Annotated in this window: 27 protein-coding genes; 9 read left to right on the forward strand and 18 right to left on the reverse strand. The window is 69.0% G+C overall.

Going from position 1 to position 25,340, the window contains the following annotated elements:
• Positions 1-9: 9 nt before the first annotated feature.
• From AJAP_RS19725 to AJAP_RS19735, 3 genes are read right to left on the reverse strand one after another with little or no spacing between them, the layout of a single operon-like run.
• Positions 10-987 (reverse strand): helix-turn-helix transcriptional regulator, encoded by a 978-nt coding sequence (locus AJAP_RS19725; RefSeq protein ID WP_038513841.1) that lies wholly within the window; start codon positions 985-987, stop codon positions 10-12.
• Positions 984-1,964, reverse strand: a complete 981-nt coding sequence (locus tag AJAP_RS19730; protein WP_038513844.1) for a helix-turn-helix transcriptional regulator — start codon at positions 1,962-1,964, stop codon at positions 984-986. Before AJAP_RS19730 ends, AJAP_RS19725 begins: the two co-directional genes overlap by 4 nt.
• 9 nt (positions 1,965-1,973) lie before the next feature.
• Positions 1,974-2,405: a winged helix-turn-helix transcriptional regulator gene (locus AJAP_RS19735; protein WP_038513847.1), complete on the reverse strand. Its 432-nt coding sequence runs from the start codon at positions 2,403-2,405 to the stop codon at positions 1,974-1,976.
• 103 nt (positions 2,406-2,508) lie between these two features.
• Here AJAP_RS19735 and AJAP_RS19740 point away from each other — a divergent pair, with 103 nt between their 5' ends.
• Genes AJAP_RS19740 through AJAP_RS19750 form a run of 3 tightly spaced genes read left to right on the forward strand, consistent with a single transcriptional unit; the run spans position 2,509 to position 4,624 of the window.
• On the forward strand, positions 2,509-3,444 hold the full coding sequence (locus tag AJAP_RS19740) for an NADP-dependent oxidoreductase (RefSeq protein WP_038513850.1): 936 nt from the start codon (positions 2,509-2,511) through the stop codon (positions 3,442-3,444).
• Positions 3,445-3,476: 32 nt separating this feature from the next.
• The gene (locus AJAP_RS19745) at positions 3,477-3,929 is read left to right on the forward strand and encodes an SRPBCC family protein (RefSeq protein ID WP_038513854.1); all 453 of its coding nucleotides are present in this window, start codon (positions 3,477-3,479) and stop codon (positions 3,927-3,929) included.
• Positions 3,926-4,624, forward strand: coding sequence for an SDR family oxidoreductase (locus tag AJAP_RS19750; protein WP_038513855.1), 699 nt, complete (start codon positions 3,926-3,928; stop codon positions 4,622-4,624). The genes AJAP_RS19745 and AJAP_RS19750 overlap by 4 nt, the downstream gene beginning before the upstream one ends.
• Here AJAP_RS19750 and AJAP_RS19755 read toward each other — a convergent pair.
• The 4 genes from AJAP_RS19755 to pafA all read right to left on the reverse strand — a co-directional run bounded on the left by AJAP_RS19755 (position 4,621) and on the right by pafA (position 8,391).
• Entirely contained in the window at positions 4,621-5,484 is an 864-nt protein-coding gene (locus tag AJAP_RS19755; RefSeq protein WP_038513858.1) for a TIGR03620 family F420-dependent LLM class oxidoreductase, read from the reverse strand. The genes AJAP_RS19750 and AJAP_RS19755 overlap by 4 nt on opposite strands.
• A gap of 70 nt (positions 5,485-5,554) precedes the next feature.
• Complete coding sequence (locus tag AJAP_RS19760; protein ID WP_037337530.1) at positions 5,555-5,896, reverse strand: ArsR/SmtB family transcription factor; 342 nt, start codon at positions 5,894-5,896, stop codon at positions 5,555-5,557.
• Positions 5,897-5,908: 12 nt separating this feature from the next.
• Positions 5,909-6,952 carry a WD40/YVTN/BNR-like repeat-containing protein gene (locus tag AJAP_RS19765; protein ID WP_038513860.1) on the reverse strand — a complete coding sequence of 348 codons (1,044 nt, stop codon included), beginning with the start codon at positions 6,950-6,952 and terminating at the stop codon, positions 5,909-5,911.
• Between the two features lie 80 nt (positions 6,953-7,032).
• On the reverse strand, positions 7,033-8,391 hold the full coding sequence (gene pafA, locus AJAP_RS19770) for a Pup--protein ligase (protein ID WP_037337524.1): 1,359 nt from the start codon (positions 8,389-8,391) through the stop codon (positions 7,033-7,035).
• Between the two features lie 147 nt (positions 8,392-8,538).
• Here pafA and AJAP_RS19775 point away from each other — a divergent pair, with 147 nt between their 5' ends.
• A complete protein-coding gene (locus tag AJAP_RS19775; RefSeq protein ID WP_038513863.1) occupies positions 8,539-10,017 on the forward strand; it encodes a bifunctional phosphatase PAP2/diacylglycerol kinase family protein in 1,479 nt (492 codons plus the stop codon).
• On the opposite strand, the gene AJAP_RS19780 is transcribed toward AJAP_RS19775, so the two are convergent.
• On the reverse strand, positions 10,014-10,988 hold the full coding sequence (locus AJAP_RS19780) for an ArsR/SmtB family transcription factor (protein WP_038513866.1): 975 nt from the start codon (positions 10,986-10,988) through the stop codon (positions 10,014-10,016). The genes AJAP_RS19775 and AJAP_RS19780 overlap by 4 nt on opposite strands.
• A 286-nt stretch (positions 10,989-11,274) precedes the next feature.
• Here AJAP_RS19780 and AJAP_RS19785 point away from each other — a divergent pair, with 286 nt between their 5' ends.
• Positions 11,275-11,913: an RICIN domain-containing protein gene (locus AJAP_RS19785; RefSeq protein ID WP_038513868.1), complete on the forward strand. Its 639-nt coding sequence runs from the start codon at positions 11,275-11,277 to the stop codon at positions 11,911-11,913.
• Positions 11,914-12,207: 294 nt separating this feature from the next.
• Here AJAP_RS19785 and prcA read toward each other — a convergent pair whose 3' ends face one another.
• The 4 genes from prcA to dop form a co-directional block, all read right to left on the reverse strand.
• Positions 12,208-12,969: a proteasome subunit alpha gene (gene prcA / locus AJAP_RS19790; protein WP_038513871.1), complete on the reverse strand. Its 762-nt coding sequence runs from the start codon at positions 12,967-12,969 to the stop codon at positions 12,208-12,210.
• Between the two features lie 52 nt (positions 12,970-13,021).
• Complete coding sequence (gene prcB, locus AJAP_RS19795) at positions 13,022-13,858, reverse strand: proteasome subunit beta (protein WP_038513874.1); 837 nt, start codon at positions 13,856-13,858, stop codon at positions 13,022-13,024.
• Between the two features lie 77 nt (positions 13,859-13,935).
• A complete protein-coding gene (locus tag AJAP_RS19800) occupies positions 13,936-14,130 on the reverse strand; it encodes a ubiquitin-like protein Pup (RefSeq protein WP_005150863.1) in 195 nt (64 codons plus the stop codon).
• 97 nt (positions 14,131-14,227) lie between these two features.
• Positions 14,228-15,730, reverse strand: a complete 1,503-nt coding sequence (dop, locus tag AJAP_RS19805) for a depupylase/deamidase Dop (RefSeq protein WP_038513877.1) — start codon at positions 15,728-15,730, stop codon at positions 14,228-14,230.
• A gap of 43 nt (positions 15,731-15,773) precedes the next feature.
• On the opposite strand from dop, the gene AJAP_RS19810 reads away from it, so the two are divergent.
• Positions 15,774-16,292: an NUDIX hydrolase gene (locus AJAP_RS19810; RefSeq protein ID WP_038513880.1), complete on the forward strand. Its 519-nt coding sequence runs from the start codon at positions 15,774-15,776 to the stop codon at positions 16,290-16,292.
• Here the strand turns inward: AJAP_RS19810 and AJAP_RS19815 are convergent.
• From AJAP_RS19815 to AJAP_RS19825, 3 genes are read right to left on the reverse strand one after another with little or no spacing between them, the layout of a single operon-like run.
• Positions 16,289-16,894, reverse strand: coding sequence for a hypothetical protein (locus AJAP_RS19815; protein WP_038513882.1), 606 nt, complete (start codon positions 16,892-16,894; stop codon positions 16,289-16,291). The genes AJAP_RS19810 and AJAP_RS19815 overlap by 4 nt on opposite strands.
• Before the next feature lie 56 nt (positions 16,895-16,950).
• Positions 16,951-17,904, reverse strand: coding sequence for an aldo/keto reductase (locus tag AJAP_RS19820; protein ID WP_038513885.1), 954 nt, complete (start codon positions 17,902-17,904; stop codon positions 16,951-16,953).
• A complete protein-coding gene (locus tag AJAP_RS19825) occupies positions 17,901-18,245 on the reverse strand; it encodes a hypothetical protein (RefSeq protein ID WP_038513887.1) in 345 nt (114 codons plus the stop codon). The genes AJAP_RS19820 and AJAP_RS19825 overlap by 4 nt, the downstream gene beginning before the upstream one ends.
• A gap of 144 nt (positions 18,246-18,389) precedes the next feature.
• Here AJAP_RS19825 and AJAP_RS19830 point away from each other — a divergent pair, with 144 nt between their 5' ends.
• Positions 18,390-19,301, forward strand: coding sequence for a DMT family transporter (locus tag AJAP_RS19830; RefSeq protein ID WP_038513889.1), 912 nt, complete (start codon positions 18,390-18,392; stop codon positions 19,299-19,301).
• Between the two features lie 54 nt (positions 19,302-19,355).
• Here the strand turns inward: AJAP_RS19830 and arc are convergent, their stop codons facing one another.
• Positions 19,356-21,158, reverse strand: a complete 1,803-nt coding sequence (arc, locus tag AJAP_RS19835) for a proteasome ATPase (RefSeq protein WP_037337492.1) — start codon at positions 21,156-21,158, stop codon at positions 19,356-19,358.
• 362 nt (positions 21,159-21,520) lie between these two features.
• Between arc and AJAP_RS19840 the strand changes: the two genes are divergently transcribed.
• Both AJAP_RS19840 and AJAP_RS19845 read left to right on the forward strand, forming a co-directional pair.
• Positions 21,521-22,342, forward strand: coding sequence for a hypothetical protein (locus AJAP_RS19840; RefSeq protein ID WP_038513892.1), 822 nt, complete (start codon positions 21,521-21,523; stop codon positions 22,340-22,342).
• Positions 22,343-22,349: 7 nt separating this feature from the next.
• A complete protein-coding gene (locus tag AJAP_RS19845) occupies positions 22,350-22,805 on the forward strand; it encodes a hypothetical protein (RefSeq protein WP_084098256.1) in 456 nt (151 codons plus the stop codon).
• A 496-nt stretch (positions 22,806-23,301) separates the two neighbouring features.
• Here AJAP_RS19845 and AJAP_RS19850 read toward each other — a convergent pair whose 3' ends face one another.
• A complete protein-coding gene (locus tag AJAP_RS19850) occupies positions 23,302-24,126 on the reverse strand; it encodes a tRNA (adenine-N1)-methyltransferase (RefSeq protein WP_007035384.1) in 825 nt (274 codons plus the stop codon).
• 58 nt (positions 24,127-24,184) lie between these two features.
• On the reverse strand, positions 24,185-25,336 hold the full coding sequence (locus AJAP_RS19855; RefSeq protein WP_051972523.1) for a M50 family metallopeptidase: 1,152 nt from the start codon (positions 25,334-25,336) through the stop codon (positions 24,185-24,187).
• Positions 25,337-25,340 lie beyond the last annotated feature (4 nt).

Here is a 25,340-nt window from a genome sequence, read left to right on the forward strand (position 1 = left end):
GGCGTCACCCTACTGCTCGTAGGTTGACGTTAGGTGACGAACCCGGGCCAGTGCGTCGGCCGCTCGTCGACGAACTGCCTCGCCGAGCGCGGCCGGGCTCTCGACCTGCGCGTCCCCGCCGAGACCGAGGATCAGCCGGACCATCCAGGACTCGTCGGCGTAGCGCATCCGGATGCGCAGCCGCCCGCCGTCGAGCTCGTCGAGCTCCTCGCAGGGGTAGTACTCGGCTACCCAGCGTGTGTCGGGATCGAGGACGAGGACGGCTTCCTGCTGGTCGGGACGCGGCCGGAAAACACCATCGGAAATGTCAGTGGGCCGGGCGTGTGCCGGCGGGACGGCGGGTTCGTCGAGCACGGTCAGTTCGTCGATGCGGTCGAGCCGGAACAACCGGACTCCCTCGGCGCGGCGGCACCACGCTTCGAGATAGCCGACCGCCTGGACGATGAGCAACCGCATCGGATCGACGGTCCGTTCGGTGATCTCGTCCTTCGACGCGGTGTAGTACCGGATCCGCAGCGCGCGCTTCGCGGTGAGGGCGGCCCGGACGGCTTCGCGCGTCCCGGCGGTCTTCTTGCCTTCGCGCACTCCCCCGCCGACGACGATCCCCGACGGCTGCGCCTGCCCCGCGGCGGCTTCGATTTTCGCGATGGCGCGGCGAACGGCGTCCGCGTCGACCACTCCGGGGGTCTCGGCCAAGGCCCGCAGCGCGACGAGCATCGCCGTCGCCTCGCCACCGGTGAGCCGCAGCGGACGGTTCATCCCGGCGTCGTGCGTGACGACGATCGTGTCGCCCTCGAAGGAGAGGTCGATCAGGTCGCCAGGCCCGTAGCCGGGCAGCCCGCACATCCACAGCAGCTCGAGGTCCTTGCGCAGCTGCTTGGGCGTGACGTCGAAGTCGTGGGCGGCGTCGTCGATCTTGATGCCGGGCCGGGCGAGGAGATAAGGCACGAGCGCGAGCAGGCGCGGCATCCGTCCGGTGGTGCTCATCGGGCACCACCGGCGTGCGCGATGGCTTCGAGACGGCTGAAGACCGACTTCGCGAGGACGTCGGGTTCGAGGACGAGGACGTCCGGGCCGTGGGCGGTGAGCCAGTCCGCGGCCGATTCCGGGTAGTACAGCTCGATCTCCACGAGGTCGCCTTCTTCTCCCCCGGCGTCGCTGCGGCCGACCACCCGGCCGCGGCGGCGGACCCCGGCGGCCCGGCCGTCGGCGACCCAGACACTGGCGATGGTCGGCGCGGACGGGTCCTCGCCACTGCTGGCGGAGACCATCTTCAGCAGGTTGACCCCTTCCGGGCGTTCGACGACGCCGGTTTCCCCGAAGGCGTCGACCTTCCCGGTCACGCGCGAGAGGCGGAAGCAGCGGGACGCGCCACGGTCCCTGTCATGCCCGACGACGTACCAACGGCCCTTCCACGACACCACGCCCCACGGTTCGAGGGTGCGGATCTTGCGCTCGGCCGAACCACTGCGCCGGTACTCGAAGCGCACCGCCTGTCCGGCTTGGACGGCGGCCAGCAGCGGACCGAACGCCGGTTCGGCCCGCACACGGGGTTCGACGACGGTCGGGGCGTGGTCATCGACCTCGACCCCGGCCGCGCGGAGTTTCACCAGCGCGCCTTGGGCCTCGCCGGTCAGTTCCGGGGAATCCCACAGCCGGACGGCGAGCCCGACCGCGGTCGCTTCGTCGGGCGCGAGGTCGATCTCGCCGAGTTCGTAGTCGCGCCGCGCGATGCGGTAGCCGTCGATCGCGTCGAACGCCGAGTTGCGGCCGGTCTCCAGCGGGATGCCGAGCTCGCGCAGTTCGGTCTTGTCGCGCTCGAACATGCGGAAGTACGCCTCGTCGCTGGCCGCGTCGGCGTACCCGGGCACGATGCCCCGGATCCGCTCGGCGGTGAGGTACTGCCGGGTGGACAGGAGGGCCAGAACCAGGTTGACCAGACGTTCGGCGCGTGCGGTGGACACCCGGCTACCCTAGCCCGCGCCGTCCGACCCGATGGTGACAGCCGCCGATCGCGCGTCGTAACGATCCCTGGCGGTCTCGACCTCGTCGAACCGGGTCTCGGCCCAGTCCTTGATCCCGGCCAGCAGTTGCCGGAGGCTCCGGCCGAGTTCGGTCAGTTCGTAGTCCACCCGCACCGGCACGCACGGAGTGACGGTGCGGGTCAGCAGACCGTCCCGCTCCAGGGTCCGCAGGGTCTGCGTGAGCATCTTCTGGCTGACACCGGCGATCCGGCGGGAGAGGTCGCTGTAGCGCTGGGGCCCGTCGCCGAGCGCCACGAGGACGAGACTGACCCATTTGCCCGAGACCTCGTCGAGCAGTTTCCGGGCGGGACAGGCCGCGAGATAGGCGTCGTAGGCCCGTTTCTCGTCGTCTCGCCGTTCCTGTGCCGTGCGCGTGACCACGTGCGCGTACCTCCGTGTGGGTTGGGCACCTCGAAGTGCGTACTTCCCGATGGAGAGTAACTCCCCATACGTTCGTGGAGAACGATCACCTGGAGGAGAAACGATGCGTGCAGTGGTGGTCCGCCGGTTCGGCGGCCCGGAAGTCCTGGAGTTCGCCGAAGTCCCGGTGGCCGAACCGGGAATCGGGCAGGTACGGGTGAAAGTGGCCGCGGCCGGCGTCAACCCGGTCGACGCCGGGACCCGGTCGGGTTTCCTGACCGAGGCGGGGATCGTCCCGCCGCGTGAGGTGCTCGGGCTCGGGTGGGACGTGGCGGGAACGGTCGACGCCGTGGGCGACGGGGTCACCGGATTCGCCACCGGTGACAGCGTGATCGGACTGCGGGACCGGCCGTCGGCGGCGCTCGGCACGTACGCCGAGTTCGTCGTCCTCGACGCGGACGCGCTCGCCGCGGCACCGCGGACGGCGTCTCCCGAGGAGGCCGCGACCCTGCCGTTGAACGGTCTCACCGCGGTCCAGGCGCTCGATCTTCTCGATCTCCCGCCGGGAGCGACGGTCCTGGTGACCGGTGCGGCGGGGGCCGTCGGCGGCTACGCGGTCACGTTGGCCAAGGCACGCGGCTTCCGGGTGGTCGCGGTCGCCGGTTCCGCCGACGAGGCACTGGTCCGCGGATTCGGCGCGGAGGTTTTCGTGCCCCGTGGGGATTTCCTCGCCGATCGCGTGCGGGCGGTGATCCCCGGCGGTGTCGACGCCGCACTGGACACGGCCCTGCTCGGGCTCGAAGCCTTGGACGCCGTGGCGAGCCGTGGCCGGTTCGTGGTGTTCGCGGCCGGAGCGGCGCCGATCCCCTTGCGCGGCATCACGGTCGAGCATGTCTGGATCCGCGCCGATGGCGCCGCACTCACCGGATTGGCGGACATGGTCGACGACGGCACGCTCGTCCTGCGGGTCGCGGACACCCTGCCGTTGAGTGAGGCGGTGAAAGCCCACGAACTCCTGGCGACGGGCGGTCTCCGCGGACGGCTGGTTCTCATAAGTTGACGCTTAATTAAGTCCACGGTTATCTTCGCATCATGGACAACGACGTGACCCGGCTCGAACTCCGGCGCGAGTACCCGGACCCGATCGAAGACGTCTGGTCGGCGCTCACCGAATCCGACCGGACGGCACGGTGGATCGGTCCGTGGACGGGCGAGGCGGGGGTCGGCAACACGATCATGCTGACGATGACCGCCGAGGAGGGTTCCGAACCGGGGCCGGCCGTCATCCGCGAATGCGATCCGCCGAAGCGCCTGGTGATGGATCTGGGCGTGACCGATCAGCCCGCGTGGCGGGTCGAGCTGACCTTGACCGAACGCGGTGAAGGAACGGTGCTCGATTTCGTGCACCTACTGCCCAAGACCGACTGGGACACCTCGGACATCCTCAAGGGCTGGCATTTCTACCTCGACCGGCTGGGCGCCTCGCTCGTCGGCGAACCGGTGCCGGAGTGGGACACCTACACGCCGCCTAGTTTGGAGGCATGAACGATCGAGTACTGCTGATCACCGGCGCCTCCCGCGGTCTCGGCGAAGCCACCGCACGCCGGGCCGCGGCGGCCGGGTTCCGCCTCGCGTTGCTCGCCCGCGACCGCGAGGCACTGCTCCCGCTCGTCGCCGAATTCGGCGATGATCGGGCGCTGGCGCTCGCGGCCGACGTCACCGACTGGACTTCGCTGTCCGCCGCGGTCGAAACGGTGAAGGACACCTTCGGCAGGCTGGACGCGGTGTTCGCCAACGCGGGGCAGAGCGTCGTCGTCTCGTTCTTCGGCGACGGCGGCGCGGACCCCGAACAGTGGCGGGACATGGTGCTGACGAACGTCTACGGCACCGCCCTCACCGCGCGGGCGACCCTGCCGTCACTCGCCGAATCGAAGGGGCACTTCGTGCTCACCGGCTCGGTCGCCGGGCGCTACCACCGGCCGGGCAACCTCTATTCGGCGACGAAATGGGCGGTGACCGGGCTCGCCGGCTCCATCCGCGAGGAGGCCGTCGGCACCGGCGTCCGGGTCACGGTCGTGCAGCCGGGCCTGGTCGACACCTCGATGATCCCCGAGGACTCGAAGTCCAAGCCGAAACTGGAGCCCGACGACATCGCGAGGGCGGTGCTCTACGCGCTGGAGCAGCCGCCCTCGGTCGACGTCAACGAGATCGTGGTCCGCCCGACCGGCCAGCTCCGCTAGCGCGGCAGCAGCGACTCGGCCAGCCGCCGCCAGTGCGGCATGGCCGACTCGCCGGGTTCGACACCGATGACCTGGACGCCGACATGGTCGGCGCCGGCGTCGAGGTGCCCGTGCAGTTTCGCGACGATGGTGTCGAGGTCGCCCCAGAACACGAGGTCGTCGACGAGCCGGTCGCTGCCGCGGCCGCCGTCGATGTCGGCTTCGGTGTAGCCGAGACGACGGAACTTGGCGACGTTGTACTCCGACGTCAGGTAGTCGTGCAGGTGTTCGCGGGCGATCTCGCGCGCCTTGCCCGGATCGGTTTCGAACAGCACGGCGTGCTCGACGCCGAGGAAGGCCTTCTCCCCCAGCACTTCCCTCGCTTGGGCGGTGTGCGGCACCGTCACGTGGTAAGTGTGCGCACCCTCGGACCGGTCGCGTGCCAGGCCGAGCATCTTCGGTCCGTACGCCGCGAGCAGCCGCCGGATCGGCGCCTCGGGCAACGGGTTCGCACTCGTGACGGTGTCGAGTTCGTCGAGGTACTCGCTCATCGCGTCGAGCGGCTTGACCCCGGGCTGCGCGCCACCGAAGCCGAGCCCCAGGACATGCCTGCCGGGATACGCGTCGGCGAGCAGCAGTGCCGCGCCGTGGGTCCAGCGCGCGCCGCGGGAGCCGATGCGCGCGATCCCGTTGACCACGGCCATCCGCTCGGTGGACGCGAGCAGGAATCCGGCGTGGGTCAGCGCTTCACGCCCGTCCCGTTCCGGGATCCAGATCGCGGGCCAGCCGAGTTCTTCCAGTTCCCGCACGGAATCCCGCAGCATGCTCGCGGGCTGATCCTCGAAGTCGAACGTCCAGATCCCGAAACGCCCCAGTTCCATCTGTCTCTCCTCAGGTCGAGTCCAACATATCGAAGTATCGCAGATTCTCGATATGTTATTCCCGGCGAGTTCAGATGGAGCGCCCCAGCAGGTCGACGAGCTGCGCGATCCGCCGCTCGTCGCGGCGGTAGTGCGTCCACTTCCCCACGCGCGTGGACTCGACGAGCCCGGCGCGCTGCAGCAACGCCATGTACGCGGACACCGTGGACTGCGCGAGCCCCAGCTTGGCCTGGAGATGACTGACGCAGACGCCGACTTCGTTCTGGTCGGCGATCGCCTTCTCCGGCGGGAAATGGCGGTCCGGCTCGCGCAGCCACCCGAGCACCTGGAGCCGGATCGGGTTGGCGAGCGCCTTCAGCACCTCGACCAGCTGCTCGGTGGTCTGCGGGACCGGTTCGGCTTGTGCGGTCATAGTCCTTCGAGCTTAGGCCGTCCCGAGGCGAGCGGCCCGCCCCTTCGCCCCGCTCGCCCAGCACGCACCGCGGGCACAGTCGACGGAGTCCAGCGATCCGGTGTCGAACGACTTCCAGTGCCGCCCGCCGTCCGGGCTCACGTCGCTTCCGCCGGGGCCGACGGCGAGCACCGTGTTCCCCAGCCACGCCAGACCCGAGCGGTAGCCGACCGGCGCCTCGGACGGCGTCCGCCAGGTGCGGCCCTTGTCCGCGCTGAGCGCGACCGCCGGGCCGGGCGCGTTCGGCGCCGCGTAGTCGCCACCGATCGCCACGCCGTGCCGCGGATCCCGGAAGGTCACCGAAAAGACGCCCGCGGACGCGCCGCTGGGCAACGGGGTGTCGGCCGCCTCCCAGGTCTTCCCGCCGTCGCCGGAATGCAGGACCCGGGCGCGGGCACCGCCGCCGGTGGCGATCCAGGCGTCACGGGGACCCGACGTCGTAAGGCATTGGCCGCTGGCGGCGAAGCCGAACTCGCCGTCGAGCGCGGGCACCATGCCCTCGGCGGGTACGGGTTTCCAGGTACGGCCGCCGTCCGAAGTGGACTGCAGCCGGAACTTGCCGTCCACCGGATCGCTCATCGCGAGACCGCGCCGGTGGTCGAAGAACGCGAGACAGTCGTAGAAGGCGGCCGGTTCGCTGTTCTGGAAGGACAGTCGCCAGCTCGCGCCGCCGTCGTCCGTGCGGTAGATCCGCGACGCGTCGCCGGGCCCGATCGACAGGGCGACCGCGTGCTCGGCGTCGAAGGCCTCGATGTCGCGGAAGTCAAGCGCCTCGGTACCGGCCGGAGCGACAGGCTTCCAAGTGCGACCGCGGTCCGTGGTGCGCAGGATGGTGCCCCTGCTGCCGCTGACCCACGCCGTACGGGAATCCACCGCGGACAGACCGCGAAGCTGAGCGTCCGTGCCCGTCGGGGTCTCCACCCACGCGGGATCGGGACACTCCGGCGCGGCGTGCGCGACGCCGGTGAACGCCAGCGGGACGACCGCTCCCAGCAGGACCAGCAACGCACGGCGCATCGGCGCACCTCTCCCTCGAAGATCCGTGAAGGCCACCTTAGAGCGCGCGGCGCCCTCCAAGATGGCCTTCACGGAGTAATTCAGAGCGAGGAGATGAGCCTCTCGACGCGTTCGTCCACCGAACGGAACGGGTCCTTGCACAGCACGGTCCGCTGTGCCTGGTCGTTCAGCTTGAGGTGCACCCAGTCCACGGTGAAGTCGCGCCCGGCGGCCTGCGCGGCGGCGATGAAGTCACCGCGCAGCTTCGCCCGCGTGGTCTGCGGCGGGGTGTCCTTGGCCAGTTCGATCTCGCCGTCGTCGGTGACCCGCCGCACGAGGCCCTTCCGCTGCAGCAGGTCGAAGATGCCGCGGCCACGCCGGATGTCGTGATAGGCCAGGTCGAGCTGGGCGATCCGCGGGCTCGACAGATCGAGGTCGTGCTTGTTGCGGTAGCGCTCGACCAGCCGGTGCTTGATCGCCCAGTCGATCTCGGTGTCGATCTTGCTGAAGTCCTGCTGCTCGACCGCCTCCAGCGCCCGGCCCCACAGCTCGACGACACGCTCGGACTGCGGCGACGAACCGGTCTCCTTGACGTGCTGGACGGCGCGGGCGTGATACTCGCGCTGGATGTCCAGCGCCGACGCCTCGCGGCCGCCGGCGAGCCGCACCTGGCGGCGGCCGGTGAGGTCGTGGCTGATCTCGCGGATGGCCCTTATCGGGTTGTCCAGCGTGAAGTCGCGGAACTGGACGCCGGCCTCGATCATCTCCAGCACCAGGTTCGCCGAGCCCGCCTTGAGCATCGTGGTCGGCTCGGCCATGTTCGAGTCGCCGACGATCACGTGCAGGCGCCGGTAGCGCTCCGCGTCGGCGTGCGGCTCGTCGCGGGTGTTGATGATCGGCCGCGAACGCGTGGTGGCGCTGGAGACGCCTTCCCAGATGTGTTCCGCTCGCTGGGACAGGCAGTACACGGCGCCGCGCGGCGTCTGCAGCACCTTGCCCGCGCCGCAGATCAGCTGCCGGGTCACGAGGAACGGCAGCAGCACGTCGGCGATCCGCGAGAACTCCCCGGCACGGGTCACCAGATAGTTCTCATGGCACCCGTAGGAGTTGCCCGCCGAGTCGGTGTTGTTCTTGAACAGGAAGATGTCGCCGCCGATGCCCTCGTCGGCCAGCCGCCGCTCGGCGTCGACCAGGAGGTCCTCGAGAATGCGCTCACCGGCCTTGTCGTGCGTGACGAGCTGGACGAGGTCGTCACATTCGGCCGTCGCGTACTCGGGGTGGGAGCCCACGTCGAGGTAGAGCCGCGAGCCGTTCGACAGGAAGACGTTCGACGAACGCCCCCAGGACACGACACGCCGAAACAGGTAACGCGCCACTTCGTCCGGGGAGAGCCTGCGTTGCCCGTGAAAGGTGCACGTGACCCCGTACTCGGTCTCGATGCCAAAGATCCGCCGCTGCATCCCACCAGAGTAGGCGGTGAGGACCCACTGAAGGTGCGCCGTTCGGGCGGCGACACGCGGTCGGTACGTTGCATTCGGTGAAAGGTGTGCGGGAAGTCCCGATCGGGTATCACGCGCATGACGTCCCGGCCCGGAAGTGGGGAACCCGTGTTAAAGCAGCTCAAACGCCCTTTCCGCAAGGTCGGACGGACCGATCGGCGGCTGATGGCCCGCAGTGCGGCCCTGCCGAGGACCAGGGCCGACGACGTGATCACCTCACTCTCCAAAAGTGCGGACAAGTCCAAACTCTGGTGGTGTGTCGCGATCGCTCTCGCCGCGAAGAAGGGTCCGACGCGCCGGGGTGCGCTCCGCGGCGTGGCCGCCATCGCCGGGGCCAGCGCGGCGGCGAACCTGATCGGCAAGCCGCTGTTCCCGCGCCGCCGTCCCGCCGCCGAGGAGGTGCCGATGCACCGGCGCCTCGTCCGGCGCCCGACTTCGTCGTCGTTCCCGTCCGGACACTCGGCGTCGGCGGCCGCCTTCGTCACGGCCGTCGCGATGGAATCGCCCAAGGCGGGTGCCGCCCTCGCACCGCTGGCCGCCGCGGTCGCCTATTCCCGGATCCACACGGGCGTCCACTGGCCCAGTGACGTCGGGGTGGGGATCGGCATCGGCGTCGGCGCGGGCCTGCTGACGCGGCATTGGTGGCCGCTGAACGACGACGTCCCCGGCCGCACCGCGCACACCGCCGAGGCGCCCGAGATGCGCGACGGCGAGGACATGCTCGTCCTGGTCAACCCGCATTCGGGGATCGACGGCCAGGACCCGACCGAGGAAGCCCGCTTCGCCTGGCCCAAGGCCACCATCCTGTACCCGGACGCGAAACGGGACCTGCGCGATCAGCTCTGCGACGAGATCGCCGCCCGCGACAACACCGTGCGCGCGCTCGGTGTCGCCGGTGGCGACGGGACCGTGGCCGCGGTGGCCGCCGTCGCGGCCGACCACGACCTGCCGCTCGCGCTCATCCCGGCGGGCACCCTCAACCATTTCGCCCGCGACGTCGGCATGCGTTCGATGCCCGACGCGGACGCCGCGACCGAAGCGGGCAACGCCGTCGGGGTGGACCTCGGCGAGGTCGAGATCAACGACGACGATGACCACCGCTACTTCGTCAACACCGCCAGCCTCGGCGGCTACCCGGAGATGGTCCGCATCCGGGAAAAGCTGCAGAAGCGGCATCCGAAGTGGCCGTCCGCGGCGATCGCGCTCGCCCGCACCCTCCGGCGTGCGAAGCCGCTCGAAGTGACCCTCAACGGCAAGCACACCAGCATCTGGCTGCTGTTCGTCGGCAACGGCACCTACTCGCCGAAGGGCTTCGCGCCCTCACGCCGCCCGGCCCTCGACACCGGTCTTCTCGACGTGCGCTACCTGCGCGCCGACGTGCCGTACTCGCGGGCGCGGTTCATCCTCGCGACGATCACGAACAGCCTCAACGCCAGCCACGTCTACCAGGAGCTCGACGTCCCGGAGCTGCACGTCCGGCTGCTCAACGGCAACCGCCGGGTCGCCACCGACGGCGAGGTCGGCCCGCTCGGCAACGACTTCCGCTTCCGGTCGCGGCCCAGCGCGCTCACCATCTACCGGCTCTAATTACCGAGCAGCGCGGTGCCCAGGGGCGTCAGCGCGTGCAGCACGGCGTTGCGGTCCCGTTCGGTGGTGATCAGCCCCGCGCGCCGCAACACGGCGGCGTGCTTGCTGGCCGCCGACGGGGTCACGCCCAACCGGGCGGCCAGCTCCGACGTGCTGCAGCCGACCGCCAGGACCGCCAGTGTCGCCGCCCGGGTCGGGCCGAGCAGGTCGGCGAGGGCGGTGTCCGGCGATCTCCGCACGTCGCGGCCGTATCCGGTCGACGGGGCCGCCTGCCGCACCGAGGGGTAGAGCAGCCGGACCGGTGATCGTCCCGTCGCCGGGACGATCACCGGGCACACCGCGAAGTACGTCGGCGAGATGATCAGCCCGCCGCCGTCCGCGCCGCAGGAACCGACGATCCCGTCGCCGACCTCCAGCACCGGCGAAGCCCAGCGCACCAGCGGCCGCAGACTCGTGAGCATCGCGTCGGCGCCGTCGTGCAGGAGCAGTTGCGCCCGCATCCCCCGGTCCGCGTCCACCTGTGCGCGCGCCGGCTCCCAGCCCGGCGCCAACGACAGTTCGAAATAGTCCTGCATCGCCTGGACGAGCTTCGGCAGCCCGGCCGTGTCCCCGTCCGGCAATCCCGCCGCCCACGACGGCAGCTCCCGGTTCACCGGGAAATCCCGCAACGCCGATTTCAAGCACAGCGGGTCGGTGCGGGCGACTTCCGCGAGCCCCGCCTCCAAACCACTTTCGTCCACGCCCGGCACGAGGAACGCCGGAATCGGCGCGTACGGGCGGCACAACCACAACAGCACCGAAGCCGACTCCCCCAGCCCAAGCCGGACCCGATGCCGCCACCGATTGAACAACGCCGAACCCGCGTCGCGCCGTTGCAGGATCTGCAGACTCGAAACCAGCTCGGCCAAGGGATCGGCTTCGGGCGCGAGCCGCACGCGCGTCAGGTCCTGCAACGTCAGCTCGATGCGCACGGGTGTCCTCGCCTTGCTCGAAGTCGTCGCCGTGTGATCGCGAGGCGCGCCATTCCGTTACATCGCTGAACAGCATTATTGCCGCTATCGGAAATCTCCTCGACGGCCGTGGTTCAGACCTGAATGATGTTCGGAGAAGGCCCGCTTCTCGGGGGTTTACGCGGAGCCTTCCACGAGGGGGATTCATCGGCTTGGCCTGCGGGCCGCGTTTCGTCGCGGCCTGTCGTCCTCTGCCGTTCCCCTTCACCTCACTGGGAGAAAACGCTTTCCACAAAGGGGAAAGAAAATGACGAAAATGAAGCGCCTGGCGGGAATCATCGCCGCCGCCGCGGGTGTCCTGACCCTGGTCACCGCTCCGGCCGCGACCGCGGCCCCGAAGCCCACCGGCGACGGATTCAACACGGTCACCGTGCACGGCATGAAGCTCATCCCGGTGAAGCGCACCTCGACCGGTGCGCGCACGCAGGCCGCGGGTGTCGCCGACGCGGACATGTACCTCATCCCGTCCGGGCTCAACCCGAACAAGTGCTGGGACGCCGACCTCAACACCATCAACCGCAACGGCACCAAGATGCAGCTCTGGGACTGCAACTTGAACGCGGACCACCAGGCGTTCTACATCACCGACAACCCCGAGGGCTACTCCCGCTTCCAGAACGTGGCCAGCGGCCGCTACCTGGACGCGGACCTCAACAGCATCAACCGCAACGGCACCATCGTCCAGCTCTGGGACTTCATCGCCGGTGCCAAGAACCAGTGGTGGAGCGGCACCGTCAACCCCGAGGGTTACGTCCGCTTCCAGAGCCCGGCCAGCGGCCGCTACCTGACCGCGGAGGGCAACTCGTCCACCAACGGCACGCGGCTCCAGCTGTGGAGCTTCATCGCCGGCGGCCGCAGCCAGTGGTGGGGCGACACCCCCGCCTGATCTCGGCTGATCGCTCCGTGAAGGCCTCCTTCCCTACTCTCAAGGTAGGGAAGGAGGCCTTCACGGCTTTCGGCGTCCACGTCGCTCAAGTGAGCCCTGATTCGCTGCCGAGGACCGAACCGCCGCTCCCGTAGCCGACCGGGGGCGAAGGCTCCTTTCGCCGCATCAGACTCGGTGAAGGGAGCCTTCAGCCCACACCACTCCGCCACTGCGTTCCACTGTGTACAAACGTGGGGCGAGAACGCGAAGGGCCCCTTCCCAAAGCGGGAAGGGGCCCTTCGCGTACAGAGAGGCTCAGTCCTTCTTGGACTCACCTTCGGGCTTGTCGCCGTCGGCGTCGTCCTTCTTCGGCTCTTCGGGCTCGGCGGGCAGCAGCGCCTCCAGCGCCGCACCGGCGACCCGGCGGAACTTGCGGCCCCGCCGCTCCCGCTCCAGCACGGCGACCTCGAGCTTCACCGGGTCCGAATCGCCGTTCGCGGGTGTGGGAGTGTTGTCGCGCAACGCCTTCACCGCGACACCGAGCGCCACGCCCAGCTCCATGTCCGGCTCGAAGCTCTCCTTCAGCTTCGTGGTGAGCGTGTCGGCCTGACCGCCCATCACGACGAACTTCGGCTCGTCGAAGATCGAACCGTCGTAGGTCAACCGGTACAGCTGGTCCTCGGCGGCGGTCGCGCCGACTTCGGCGACGCAGACCTCGACCTCGAACGGCTTCAGCTGCTCGGTGAAGATGCTGCCCAGCGTCGCGGCGTACGCGTTCGCCAGCGCACGCGCGCTGACGTCCCGCCGGTCGTACTGGTAGCCCTTCAGATCCGCGTGCCGGATACCGGCGACACGGAGGTTCTCGAACTCGCTGTAGCGGCCGACGGCCGCGAAACCGATCCGGTCGTAGATCTCCGACACCTTGTGCAACGTCGCCGAGGGGTTCTCGGCCACGAACAGCACGCCACCGCGGTACTTGAGCACGACCACGCTCCGGCCACGCGCGATGCCCTTGCGCGCGATCTCGGAACGCTCCCGCATCAACTGCTCGGGAGAGGCGTACAACGGCATCGTCACTGTGGTGCTCCGCTCTTTCGGGCTCTCATCGGGAAGGGGACAGGGAGAAGGGCTAGCGCCCGCGCTCGGCTCGTCCGGCCACGACCGCCTCGGCCACCGCGGTCGTCTGCTCGACCGGCAACGCCACCGCACCCTGCTCCGCGGTGACCGTCACGATCGTCGGGAAGATCCGGCGCACCAGATCCGGTCCGCCGGTCGCACTGTCGTCGTCCGCCGCGTCGTACAGGGCCTCCACCGCCGTCCGGATCGCGCCTTCGGCGTCCGCGTCGGGGTCGTACAGCTTCTTCAGCGAGCCCTTGGCGAACAGCGAACCCGAGCCGATGGCGTGGTAGCCGGCGTTCTCCTCGTAGCGCCCGCCCGTCGCGTCGTACGAGACGATGCGGCCCGCGTGCTTCGCGTCCTCGGCGTCGAGGTCGTATCCGACGAACAGCGGCAGCACGGCCAGCCCGGCCATCGCCATCTCGAGGTTGGACTTCACCAGCCCCGCGAGCTTGTTCGTCTTGCCGTCGAGCGAGAGCGAAACGCCCTCGATCTTCTCGTAGTGCGCCAGTTCGACCGCGTACAGCCGCACCATCTCGATCGCCAGCCCGGCCGAGCCCGCGATGCCCACCGCCGAGTACTCGTCGGTGACGTGGACCTTCTCCATGTCGCGTGAGGCGATCAGGTTGCCCGACGTCGCCCGCCGGTCACCGGCGATCAGCACCCCGCCCGCGAACTTGACCGCGACGATCGTCGTGCCGTGCGGCGCGTCCAGCCCGCCCGCGCCCGTCGCGACCCGCCGCTCCGGGAGCAGCTCGGGCGCCTGCGCCCGAAGGAAGTCCGAGAACGACGAGGTCGCCGACGAGAAGTACGCGGCGGGCAGCGCCGACTTACCCGAGGTGTGTTCCATACGTGCTCAAAGTTCCAATCTGTGTGATCCGCCGGCTCCGCACAGGCGGCCCCGGCCCGGGGCCGCCGGAAAACGAGCTACTCGCCGCCCTTTTGCACGTACGCGCGCACGAAGTCCTCGGCGTTCTCCTCGAGCACGTCGTCGATCTCGTCGAGGATCGTGTCGACGTCCTCACCGAGCTTCTCGCGCCGCTCCTGGCCCGCCGGACCGCCGCCCTCGAACTCTTCGTCCGAGTCGCCTCCGCCGTGCTTTTCGATCTTTTCCTGAGCCATCTCGCCTCCCGGTGTGGCCGATGTTTCCTAGCCTACCCAGCGGTCCCGACATTCCGTGGGATCCGTGATCGCTTAACCCCGATGAAAGGAAATCCCGCTAGTCCGAACCGGTGAGCGCCTCCACCAGCTCCTCGGCGGTCGCGGAGTCGTCCAGCAACTTCCCCACGTGGGCCTTCGTGCCCCGCAACGGCTCCAACGTCGGGATCCGCACCAGCGATTCCCTGCCGACGTCGAAGATGACCGAATCCCACGACGCCGCGGCGATGGAGTTGGCGTACTTCTCCAGCGTGCGGCCCCGGAAATAGGCCCTGGTGTCCGAAGGCGGGGTCGTGACCGCCTCCAGCACCTCCTCCTCGGTCACCAGGCGCTTCATCGAACCCCTGGTGACGAGCCTGTTGTACAGGCCCTTGTCCAACCGGACATCCGAGTACTGCAGGTCGACCAGCCGCAACCGCGGCGCGCCCCAGGCCAGCTGGTCCCGCGCGCGGTAGCCCTCGAGCAACCGCAGCTTCGCCGGCCAGTCCAGCCTGTCCGCGCATTCCTGGGGGTCCCGTGCCAGCGCGTCGAGGATCTCGCCCCAGACCCGCAGGACCTCCTTGGAGGCTTCGTCCGCGCCGGTGCGCTCCAGGTTCGCCGACGCGATCTCGTGGTAGGCGAACTGGAGGTCCAGCCCGGTGTACTTGCGCCCGTTGGCCAGCGACACCTTGGCCTTCAGCGTGGGGTCGTGGCTGATCTGGTGCACGGCCCGCACCGGCTCGTCCAGTTTCAGGTCGTCGAACCGGATACCCGCCTCGATCAGGTCCAGCACCAGCGCCGTCGTGCCGACCTTGAGATACGTCGAGTACTCGGCCAGGTTCGCGTCGCCGATGATGACGTGGAGACGGCGGTACTTGTCCGCGTCGGCGTGCGGCTCGTCGCGGGTGTTGATGATGCCGCGTTTGAGCGTCGTCTCCAGGCCGACCTCGACCTCGATGTAGTCGGACCGCTGCGAGAGCTGGAAGCCCGCTTCCTCGCTCTGCTGCCCGACGCCGACCCGGCCGGAACCCGTGATCACCTGTCGGGAGACGAAGAACGGCGTCAATCCCCCGATCACCGCGGTGAACGGGGTCGACCGCTGCATCAGGTAGTTCTCGTGCGTGCCGTAGCTCGCACCCTTGCCGTCGACGTTGTTCTTGTACAGCTGAAGCGGGGGCTGCCCGGGAACGGTGGCCGCCTTGCGCGCCGCCTCCTCCATGACCCGTTCACCCGCCTTGTCCCAGATGACCGCGTCACGCGCGTTCGTCACCTCGGGCGCCGAGTACTCCGGGTGAGCGTGGTCGACGTACAACCGCGCCCCATTGGTCAGGATCACGTTCGCCGCGCCGAGGTCCTCGACGTCCGGGTCGTGCCCTGGGCCGCTCGGGCCGGTCAGGTCGAACCCGCGGGCGTCGCGCAGGGGTGATTCCACCTCGTAGTCCCAGCGTGCCCGCCTCGCCCGCGGGACGTCCGCCGCGGCCGCGTAGGCGAGCACGACCTGGGTCGAGGTGAGTACCGGGTTCGCCGTCGCGTCGCCCGGCACCGCGATGCCGTACTCGACTTCGGTTCCCATGATCCGCCGCATACCCACCACCCTACGGGGTCGGAGGCGTGCGACGATGCCCCCCATGTCAGGCAGTGACGAACTCGTTGCGCTCTATGACCTCGACGGAACCGCGGTGGGGGCGGCCACGCGCTCCCGGGTCCGCGCCGAGGGACTCTGGCACGCGGCGGGCGTGGTGTTGGTCCGTTCGAGTGACGGAGAGCGTGTCTACGTGCATCTCCGTACGGCCACCAAGGACGTCTATCCCTCCACATGGGACTGCTGGGCAGGCGGCATCGTCGCCGCGGGCGAGACGCCGGAGGAATGCGCACGCCGGGAACTGGCTGAAGAACTGGGTGTTCACGGAGTGGAACTGCGCCCGCTTTTCGTCCACGTCACCGACGACGACACGATCCGGGCCCACAACTTCGCCTTCGAAACGCGCTGGGACGGCCCTTTCGTCCACCAGCCGTCCGAAGTGGTCGAAGGACGGTGGCTGACACTGAGTGAGTTGCGTTCGTGGCTCGACGATCCGGAGAGCCGGTTCATCCCGGACGGTCGGCTGGGCGCCCTGGAATGGTTCCGGCGGGAAGACGCGCGCTAGGCCGAACGGAGGCGCTGCGCGACGATCGGCAACAGCCGCTTCGCCGCGTCCGTCGCCCGCGCTTCGGTTCCGGCGGTCACGCTGAGGGCGGAGACGAGTTTCCCCTTGGCGAGCAACACCGTGCACGTCGTGTCCTCGCACCAGGCGCGCTGGACTTCGATGCCGGTCTGCTTCGTCAGGGTGAGTTTCCTGCCTTCGCAGTCCGCCTGGGTGACGACGTCCGAAGCGTCTCGGTCGGTGTATTCGGTGACCTGGTGTTCCAGCGTCGAGCCGCTCGGGTACGACCACGACGCCGAACGGCTCGTGCCGCGCGTCAGACCGGTCAGACAGCCGGACACCTTGCTCTCACCGGGAACGACCTCTTCCTCGGCGACGTCCTCGTCGGTCAGCAACGCGGCGGAGACGGCCGCGGGGACGGGAGCCTGGGTCGACGACGGCGGAACCGGATTGGCCTGCGGCTTGACCGAAGGCTGTGCGGGCTCGACCGTGGGCGTCGGTGTCGGGTCGTCGTAGTAGGTGTCGAGGTCGTTGGGACGGTCGGCGCATCCCGACAGACCGAACAGCGCGACCGTCGCCACCGCGAGTACCTGCCGATGACGCACTCTCGAGTCCTCCCCGATGTCCCGCCTGACGTTTGCCGCGAGACTAGTCCAGCCCTTCACCGCCAGCCGAGGCAGGACCTGTGCCGCCAGTACGCGGATGGCTCCTCGGCGAGCGCGGCGAGTTCTGCGAGTTCGTCGGCGGTCGGCTTTACCTTCGCGGCAACGAGATTCTCCCGCAGCTGCGCCGTGCTCGACGGCCCGATGACCGCGACCGGCCGCCAGTCCTGCGCGAGCACCGCCGCGATGGCCACCGCGTCCGGCCCCGTCCCGTGCTCCCGCGCGATCCGCGCGAGCGGCGACGGCGGCTCGACCACGAGCCGTCCGTTCGCGACGGTTTCCTTGACCAGCACCCGTTTCCCGGCGGCGTGCGCTTCCGCGAGCGCCGGGCCGACCGAGGGTTCGAGCAGGTTCCACGTCGACTGCACGGCGCTGAACACCGGCGTTCCGGCCACCTCCAGCTCGAACGCCCGCCGTACCGCGTCCGCCTGGGCGGGACCGGACGTGGAGAAGCCCACCGGGACACCGCCGGCGGCGAGTTCGGCGAGCGCGCCGATCAGCCGGTCGTCGGTGAACAGAGGACTGTCCACAGTGAGCGAGTGGACCTGGTAGAGCGAAACCGCCTTTCCCAGCAGGTCAACGGTTTCCGCCCACTGCCCGGCGAACCGCGCGGCGGTGTGCTCCTTGACCTCGTGCACCGGCGCGTCGAGCTTCCACTCCCCCACGTAGCGGTAGCCCCATTTGCTCGACACCGTCACGTCCGCGTGGCCGCGGTCGGCGAGCCAGCCGGCCAGGAACTCTTCCGAAGAACCATACGAACGGGCGACGTCGATCCAGCGGACGCCCGCGCCGTACGCGTCGTCCAGCACTGCGTAGGTCGCCGCGCGCATCGCCTCGAACCCACGTCCCGGCGGCAACGCCTCGGCCCGGCCGAGGTTGATGTAGGCGGGCCTGCCGAGTGCCGCCAGCCCGACGGCGATCCGGTCGCCGACGGGGATTTCCGTGTCCGTCACCGGGCTCCTTCGTTCTTGTGGCGGAGGATCGCGAGCCACTGGCCCGAATTCTGCGCCTGCCGGTGCAGCTTTTCGAGGCGGGCCGCCGGCGCCCGAACGTAACCCTTGCCGAACACCGGCGCGATCTGGCGGAGGCTGGCACCCTCCTCCCTCGCGGCGAGCAATGCCCAGTCGGAGGCGTCGGCGCAGGCCGCGGAAGCGCGGCGCAACTCGCCGAGCAGCTCGATCAGTTCGGGCGCGCTCACCTCGCCCGACCGGACGGCGGCGGCCGTGGTTTCCAGCCAGGCCAGGACATCGGCTTCGGTGATCGGCGCGCGCGGGCGCCCGGAGGATTCGCTCACAGCCCGGAAGTATAGGTCGTTATACGGACGATTCGGCCGAGCGCCACGCGGGAGGCGTCGGACACATCGTCCGAAAACCGCTGGAGCGCAAGGGGGATGCCGGGATTCACTGAGCGCGGACTTGCGGAATCAGGAGAAGGACAATTGGGACGTTTCAGTATCGCGATCCGGTTCGCGGCGCTCGCGATCGTATGGGGTGCGAGTTTTCTGTTCATCAAGGTCGGTCTCACCGGCCTGTCACCCGCTCAGGTGGCACTCTCTCGCGTCTGCCTCGGCGCGGTGGCGCTGATGGCCATCGCCGCGTGGCGTCGTAAGCCACTCCCCCGCGATCCGGTGCTCTGGGGCCATCTCGCGGTCGTCTCCGTGCTGCTGTGCGTCATCCCGTTCCTGTTGTTCTCCTGGGCCGAGCAGTACATCTCGTCCGGGCTCGCCAGCATCTTCAACGCGACGACACCGCTGATCACCATGCTCATCGCCGCCGCGGCGCTGCCGTCGGAACGGTTCACCAAGGCCCGCACGACCGGGCTGATCCTCGGCTTCCTGGGAGTGCTCACCATCGTCGGGGTCTGGCAAGGGATCGACGTCTCCCACGAGCTGACCGCGCAGCTGGCCTGCTTGGGCGCGACGACCTGCTATGGGATCTCGTTCGTCTACGTGCGACGGTTCATCTCCTGGCGGAACCTCGACGCGCCGACCATCGCGCTCGGGCAGGTCTGTTGTGGCGCCGTCGTGATGCTCGCGCTGGCGCCGTTCATCGCGACGACGCCGGTGCGCCTCGACACGCCGATCGTGCTCAGCATGATCGCGCTCGGGGCACTCGGAACCGGTCTGGCGTACGCCTGGAACGCGTCGATCATCGCGGCGTGGGGCGCGTCGAACGCCTCGGCAGTGACCTACCTCACACCCGTTGTGGGTGTCCTGCTCGGCGTTCTCGTACTCGACGAACCCCTGGCGTGGAACCAGCCCGTCGGCGCACTGCTCGTCGTCCTGGGCATTCTGGCCGCACACGGGCGGCTGAGCCCGCGCAAGAAGGTCGAAGAAGCCGTGGCCGTGTGACGCGAAGGGGCCCTTCACCGCAACGTATGCGGTGAAGGGCCCCTTCGGTTCGGACTACAGGTACTGACCGGTGTTCGTGGCGGTGTCTATCGCCCGCCCCGAATCCTGGTTCTTGCCGGTGACGAGCGTGCGGATGTAGACGATCCGCTCGCCCTTCTTGCCGGAGATCCGGGCCCAGTCGTCCGGGTTGGTGGTGTTGGGCAGGTCCTCGTTCTCCGCGAACTCGTCGACGATCGCGTCCAGCAGATGCTGCACGCGCAGGCCGGGCTGCTTGGTCTCCAGCACCGACTTGATGGCCGACTTCTTCGCCCGGTCCACGATGTTCTGGATCATCGCGCCCGAGTTGAAGTCGCGGAAGTACAGGACTTCCTTGTCACCGTTGGCGTAGGTGACCTCGAGGAACCGGTTCTCGTCCGTCTCTTCGTACATCCGCTCGACGGTGTGCTGGATCATCGCGTCGAAGGTCGCCTTCACGTCCCCGCCGAACTCGGCGAGGTCGTCCGCGTGGATCGGGAGACCGTCGGACAGGTACTTGGAGAAGATGTCCTTCGCGCCTTCGGCGTCCGGACGCTCGATCTTGATCTTGACGTCGAGCCGGCCCGGCCGCAGGATCGCCGGGTCGATCATGTCCTCGCGGTTGGAGGCGCCGATGACGATGACGTTCTCCAGGCCTTCGACACCGTCGATCTCCGAAAGCAGCTGCGGGACGATCGTGGTCTCCACGTCGGAGGACACGCCCGAACCGCGGGTGCGGAAGATCGAGTCCATCTCGTCGAAGAACACGATCACCGGGGTGCCTTCGGAGGCCTTTTCCCGAGCCCGCTGGAAGATCAGGCGGATATGCCGCTCGGTCTCCCCGACGAACTTGTTCAGCAGTTCCGGACCCTTGATGTTCAGGAAGTAGGACTTCCCGTCCGCCGAGTCGCCGCGGGCTTCCGCGACCTTCTTGGCGAGCGAGTTGGCCACCGCCTTGGCGATGAGGGTCTTTCCGCAGCCAGGAGGCCCGTAGAGCAGCACGCCCTTCGGCGGACGCAGCTGGTACTCCTGGTACAGATCCGCGTGCAGGAACGGAAGCTCGACGGCGTCGCGGATCTGCTCGATCTGCCGGGTGAGGCCACCGATGTCCTCGTAGCGGACGTCGGGCACCTCCTCCAGCACGAGATCCTCGACCTCCGCCTTCGGCACGCGCTCGTAGGCGTAACCGGCCTTCGAGTCCACCAGCAGGGAATCGCCCGGCTTGAGGGGCTGTTCGGCCAGCGGGTCGGAGAGCAGGACGACCCGCTCCTCGTCCGCGTGACCGACCACGAGCGCACGGGGGCTGCCGCCCTCGACGTCCGGGGCCAGCACCTCGCGCAGCGCGCAGACCTCGCCGATCCGCTCGAAGTCACCGCCTTCGACGACGGTGAGCGCCTCGTTGAGCCGCAACGCCTGTCCGCGCTGCAGCGACGAGACCTCGACCGCGGGTGAGACCGAAACCCGCATCTTGCGGCCCGCGGTGAACACGTCCACCGTGTTGTCCTCGTACGCGGTGACGAACACGCCGTAACCGCTCGGAGGCTGGGCCAGCCTGTCGACCTCCTCCCGCAACGCGAGCAACTGGCCACGCGCCTCGCGGAGCGTCTCGACCAGTTTCGTGTTGCGTTCCGTGAGTTGGCTCACGCGTTCCGACGCCTCGGCGAGTCGCTGCTCCAGCACTCGGTTCTGACGTGGGGAATCGGTGAGCTTCCGGCGCAGCAGGGCGACTTCCTCCTCGAGGAAGCGGATTTGACGTGCCTGCTCGTCGGACGTGGTTCCAGCTCCGGTCGTTTCTGAAGGGTCGGCCTCCTCGCGCCGACCTCCGGGAAGGTCATGATGCATCGGGCACCTCCTCGGAGTGCTTTTCATTCCACGGTACCGGCGATCACCGACAATAAAAGGCCTTTCCGCATCACAAGATCGGCGCGTCGCGTTCCGGACGACCCACCAGCACGTACCTTCGCGACGCGCAAGGGGCCATCCCGGTGCCGGGTCCGGCGCACTCATGGTCACAATCCGTCCACCTGCCCTGACCTGCGACGGAATACCCGGCTCCGTCCGGGTGCAAACGGGTTTCGGGTCTCAGTTCGGCCCTAATCGAGCGGCGATCCGGCTCGATGGCTAGCATCGGGCGACGTTCGCCGGGGAGGCGGACCCGCAGGTCATGTTGAGCATTTTCGCGGAACAGCTAGGGGGCACCAGCCATGACATACCCGCCGCAGCAGCCCGGCGGCTACGGACAGGATCCGTACGGCCAGCAGGGCGGGTACCCGCAGAGCGGCCCCCAGCCGCAACAGGGATACCCCGGTGCCGGCCAGTACGGACAGCAGGACCCGTACGGCCAGCAGCAAGGTGGTTACCCGCAGAGCGGTCCTCAGCCCCAGCAGGGATACCCCGGTGGCACGCAGCAGTTCGGCCAGCCGGATCCGTACGGGCAGCAGGGCGGCTTCAACGCGTACCCGCAGGAAGGCGGTTACGGCGGCGGAGAGCCACCCAAGAAAAAGAAGACCGGCCTGATCGTCGGCATCGCGATCGGCGCGGTCGTGCTGGTCGGTGGCGGTGTCACCGCACTGGTCATCGCGCTGAACTCCGGCGACGACAACCCGGTCGCCGCGCCGCCCTCCAGCAGCGCCGCTCCGTCGGAGGCCCCGTCCTCGTCGCAGAAGCCGAGCTCGACGCGCACCAGGTCCAGCTCGCCGAGCACGTCGTCGACCAAGAGCTCCGGCCCGGCGCCGGGCGGCAAGGCCACGCCGCAGGAGGTCTTCGAAGGCGCCGCGACTTCCTATAGCGCGGGTGACAAGAAGACGTTCCTCGACCTGATCTGCCGTAGCGAGAACACCAAGGACGAGGGCAAGCCGCTCGACCCGATCAAGCTCGAGATCATCGAGCCCGCCAAGGAAAGCGGCGACCGGGCGACCGGGCGTTACCGCGCCACCCAGGGCACCAAGACCGCGGAAGGCACCATCACCGCGGCCAAGGAATCGGACCTGTGGTGCCTCAAGGACATCAAGGCCGACAAGAAGTGACCTACCCGTGACGGTGAGCCACAAGCTGACCGCCGTCGCGGTGGTTTGCGGCGCGGTCGTGGCCGGGGTCGTGGTGGGGCTGCTGCTGGTGGCCCCGTCCGGCTCCGACCCGGCCGCGTCGAGCAGTGTCACGCCCGAGCAGCGGCCGGGTTCGTCCCGTCCGGTGCCGGTGGATCCGGACGTGTCCGCGGTCGAGGTCGCCGGCAAGGCGATCGCCGCGGCCATCGTCAACCACGACGCGACCGCGTTCGGGAAGCTCACCTGTGTCCAGCAGTCCTCGGCCGATCTGGCCGAGCTCGGCCGGAAGTGGGCGGCCGCGGGGAAGGTCACCGCGACCGTCCCCGATCCGCCGTCGGTCAGCGGCGACTCCGCCTCGGTGACCGTTCACGTCGAGGGTGCGGGCGGCCAGAAGGACACGCCGTTCCCGCTGAAGAAACAAGACGGCAAGTGGTGCGTGAAGTGATCGCCCGCGATCCGTGAAGGACCCTTCCTCGCGCCTAGTGTCCTGCGTCAGAAGTTCGTGCCTTAAGTCCGTATCGGTGTCCAGTCGTGATGCGTGTGGGCTGGGTCGTGAGTGATAAAGAGCGTTCTAACGCATTTTATCACTCACGACCCCCTCGACAAATCGGGCATGTAGACATCAACCGGACATTCAGCCGGCGAAGAGCGTCCCTGCGGGCATTCACGGCACGTCCCCTCATCGCATGCGACGAAGGGCGCTTTACCCCCGTCCCATGCGGTGAAAGGCCCCTTCAGCCACCCCGAGGCCAGAAGAACCCAAGACACGACTGGTGTCCTTTGTGGACATAATCCGGTCGAGCCTCCTGCCAACCGCCCCGTTCGAAGATCCGGTCCGAATCACCAAGAGTGGCACCGACCAGCGCTTATACGACTTTGCCGGTGCCCTGCGTCAGGTGCAGGGAAAGGGTCCTTCAGGCGAGCACGGCCACCAGTATCGATCAGCCCTTGCCGGAACGACGGTGGACCCGCGGCGACACGGTCCCGTCCGCCAGACGGCGCGCCGTCAGCAGGAACGCGGTGTGCGCGACCATCCGGTGGTCCGGCCGCACCGCGAGACTCACGACGTGCCACGGCCGCATGAGGGTCTCCCATGACTCCGGCTCGGTCCAGCACTGCTGATCCCGCAGGGCTTCCGTGATCCGCGAAAGCTGTGTGACCGTCGCCACATAGACCGTGAGCACGCCACCGGGCACCAGATGCGCGGCGACCGTCTCCAGCTGGTCCCAAGGCGCGAGCATGTCGAGGACGACGCGGTCGACCTCGCCGGTGTGCGTCGAAAGGTCCGCGACCGTCAGCGACCAGTTGTCCGGCTTGTGGCCGAAGAACTTCTCCACGTTCCGCTCGGCGTGTTCGGCGTGGTCGTCCCGGATCTCGTAGGACTGCACAGTGCCTTCCGAACCGACCGCACGCAGCAGCGAGCAGGTCAGCGCGCCGGAACCGGCACCGGCTTCGAGCACCCGCGCCCCCGGGAAGATGTCGCCCCACATCACGATCTGCGCGGCGTCCTTCGGGTAGATCACCTGCGCGCCACGCGGCATCGACAACACGTAGTCGGGCAGCAACGGGCGCAGCGCCAGATAGTGGCTGCCGCCGGCCGAAGTGACGACCGAACCCTCCTGCGCACCGATCACGTCGTCGTGCGCCAGCGCGCCGCGGTGGGTGTGATACTGCTGTCCCTCGGCGAGCACCATGGTGTAGTGCCGCCCTTTGGAGTCGGTCAGCTGAACCCGGTCACCAACACGAAACGGCCCACGGACCGACACTGAACCTCCATACCCGCTAACTGATCGACGACCGATCCTCGCAGGTGGCCTCGCCGCGCTACGCCGGGGGTCGGCTCCGGGTCATCGCGGCGCGCAGGTCTTCCCGCCGGAGTACCCCCGCGGGCCTGCCTTCGTCGTCCACGACGAGGAACTGCCACGCGGCGGTTTCCCTGACCCGCTCGGCGATCTCCTCCCCCGACTCCGAGGAGAGCAGCACGGTGTCTGCGCGGATCGGCTCCGCGGCCATCTCCGCGGGCGCGTGCGGTGACGTCCCGGCCAGTTGCGCGGCGGCCGTCTCGTCGAGCAGCCCGGCGGCGACGCCGTCGGCGCGCACCAGGACCACCCCACGGCCCGCCGAAGCGGCCAGCGCGTCCGAGACGGGGCTTTCCGCGGGAAGCTGGAGAACGGGCCGGATGAGTTCGCTCAGCCGTACGCCTTCCGGCCAGCCTCGGCGTGTTTCGGCGGCGAGTTCGCTTCGCGCGCCGAGGACCACGAACCACGCCGTCACGACGCAGACACCGAGGCGGAGCCAACGGTCCTCGCTGCCCGCCGCCAACCCCCACAGCGCCCAGACGACCAGTCCCGCCGCGACGACACCGCCGCCGACGACCGCCGCGCGCGTGCCCTTCTCGCGGCGTCCCGTGACGGCCCAGACCCCGGCGCGGACGAGTCGTCCGCCGTCGAGCGGAAGTCCGGGAAGGAGGTTGAAGATCCCGACGGCGAAGTTCGCGACGGCGCATTCGGCGATGAGCAGCCAGGCGGCGCTTTCCGGCGGGACGGCGAACATCAGCAGCCCGCAGAATCCGCCGAGCAGCAACGAAACGACCGGTCCCGCGGCGGCGACGAGCCCTTCCTGCCGAGGCTGGCGGGGAGTCCTGGCGACCTCGGAGAGGCCGCCGAGCAGGAACAGTCGCAGGCGCCTGACCGGGATGCCGAGGCGCAGCGCGACCAGGCAGTGCCCGAGTTCGTGCGCGAGCACCGACAGTCCGAGCAGGACCGCGAACGCGGCGGCCAGCAGCCAGGAGGTCAGCGTGGTGACTCCGGGCAGGATCCGGCCGACCAGCGGTGTGTAGAGCACCACGATGATCAGGGAGCCGATCCACCACGAAGGGGCCAGCAGCACGGGGATCCCGGAGACCCGGAACAGCAGGAGCCCACCCTCTGGTGCCACGCCTCGTCGAGGCGGGCCCTGCTCACCCGTCACCGCCATGTGT

The organism is Amycolatopsis japonica (assembly GCF_000732925.1).
In the GTDB taxonomy this organism is placed as follows: Bacteria; Actinomycetota; Actinomycetes; order Mycobacteriales; family Pseudonocardiaceae; genus Amycolatopsis; species Amycolatopsis japonica.

What these genes read in the sequence shown, in the direction of transcription:
- AJAP_RS19755 (WP_038513858.1), bottom strand. Translation starts at nt 5,484, where the DNA reads ATGGAACTGGGGCGTTTCGGGATCTGGACGTTCGACTTCGAGGATCAG.
- AJAP_RS19725 (WP_038513841.1), bottom strand. Translation starts at nt 987, where the DNA reads ATGAGCACCACCGGACGGATGCCGCGCCTGCTCGCGCTCGTGCCTTAT.
- arc (WP_037337492.1), bottom strand. Translation starts at nt 21,158, where the DNA reads ATGCATCATGACCTTCCCGGAGGTCGGCGCGAGGAGGCCGACCCTTCA.
- pafA (WP_037337524.1), bottom strand. Translation starts at nt 8,391, where the DNA reads ATGCAGCGGCGGATCTTTGGCATCGAGACCGAGTACGGGGTCACGTGC.
- dop (WP_038513877.1), bottom strand. Translation starts at nt 15,730, where the DNA reads ATGCGGCGGATCATGGGAACCGAAGTCGAGTACGGCATCGCGGTGCCG.
- AJAP_RS19785 (WP_038513868.1), top strand. Translation starts at nt 11,275, where the DNA reads ATGACGAAAATGAAGCGCCTGGCGGGAATCATCGCCGCCGCCGCGGGT.
- AJAP_RS19800 (WP_005150863.1), bottom strand. Translation starts at nt 14,130, where the DNA reads ATGGCTCAGGAAAAGATCGAAAAGCACGGCGGAGGCGACTCGGACGAA.
- AJAP_RS19765 (WP_038513860.1), bottom strand. Translation starts at nt 6,952, where the DNA reads ATGCGCCGTGCGTTGCTGGTCCTGCTGGGAGCGGTCGTCCCGCTGGCG.
- AJAP_RS19740 (WP_038513850.1), top strand. Translation starts at nt 2,509, where the DNA reads ATGCGTGCAGTGGTGGTCCGCCGGTTCGGCGGCCCGGAAGTCCTGGAG.
- AJAP_RS19840 (WP_038513892.1), top strand. Translation starts at nt 21,521, where the DNA reads ATGACATACCCGCCGCAGCAGCCCGGCGGCTACGGACAGGATCCGTAC.
- AJAP_RS19745 (WP_038513854.1), top strand. Translation starts at nt 3,477, where the DNA reads ATGGACAACGACGTGACCCGGCTCGAACTCCGGCGCGAGTACCCGGAC.
- AJAP_RS19760 (WP_037337530.1), bottom strand. Translation starts at nt 5,896, where the DNA reads ATGACCGCACAAGCCGAACCGGTCCCGCAGACCACCGAGCAGCTGGTC.
- AJAP_RS19750 (WP_038513855.1), top strand. Translation starts at nt 3,926, where the DNA reads ATGAACGATCGAGTACTGCTGATCACCGGCGCCTCCCGCGGTCTCGGC.
- AJAP_RS19810 (WP_038513880.1), top strand. Translation starts at nt 15,774, where the DNA reads ATGTCAGGCAGTGACGAACTCGTTGCGCTCTATGACCTCGACGGAACC.
- prcB (WP_038513874.1), bottom strand. Translation starts at nt 13,858, where the DNA reads ATGGAACACACCTCGGGTAAGTCGGCGCTGCCCGCCGCGTACTTCTCG.
- AJAP_RS19855 (WP_051972523.1), bottom strand. Translation starts at nt 25,336, where the DNA reads ATGGCGGTGACGGGTGAGCAGGGCCCGCCTCGACGAGGCGTGGCACCA.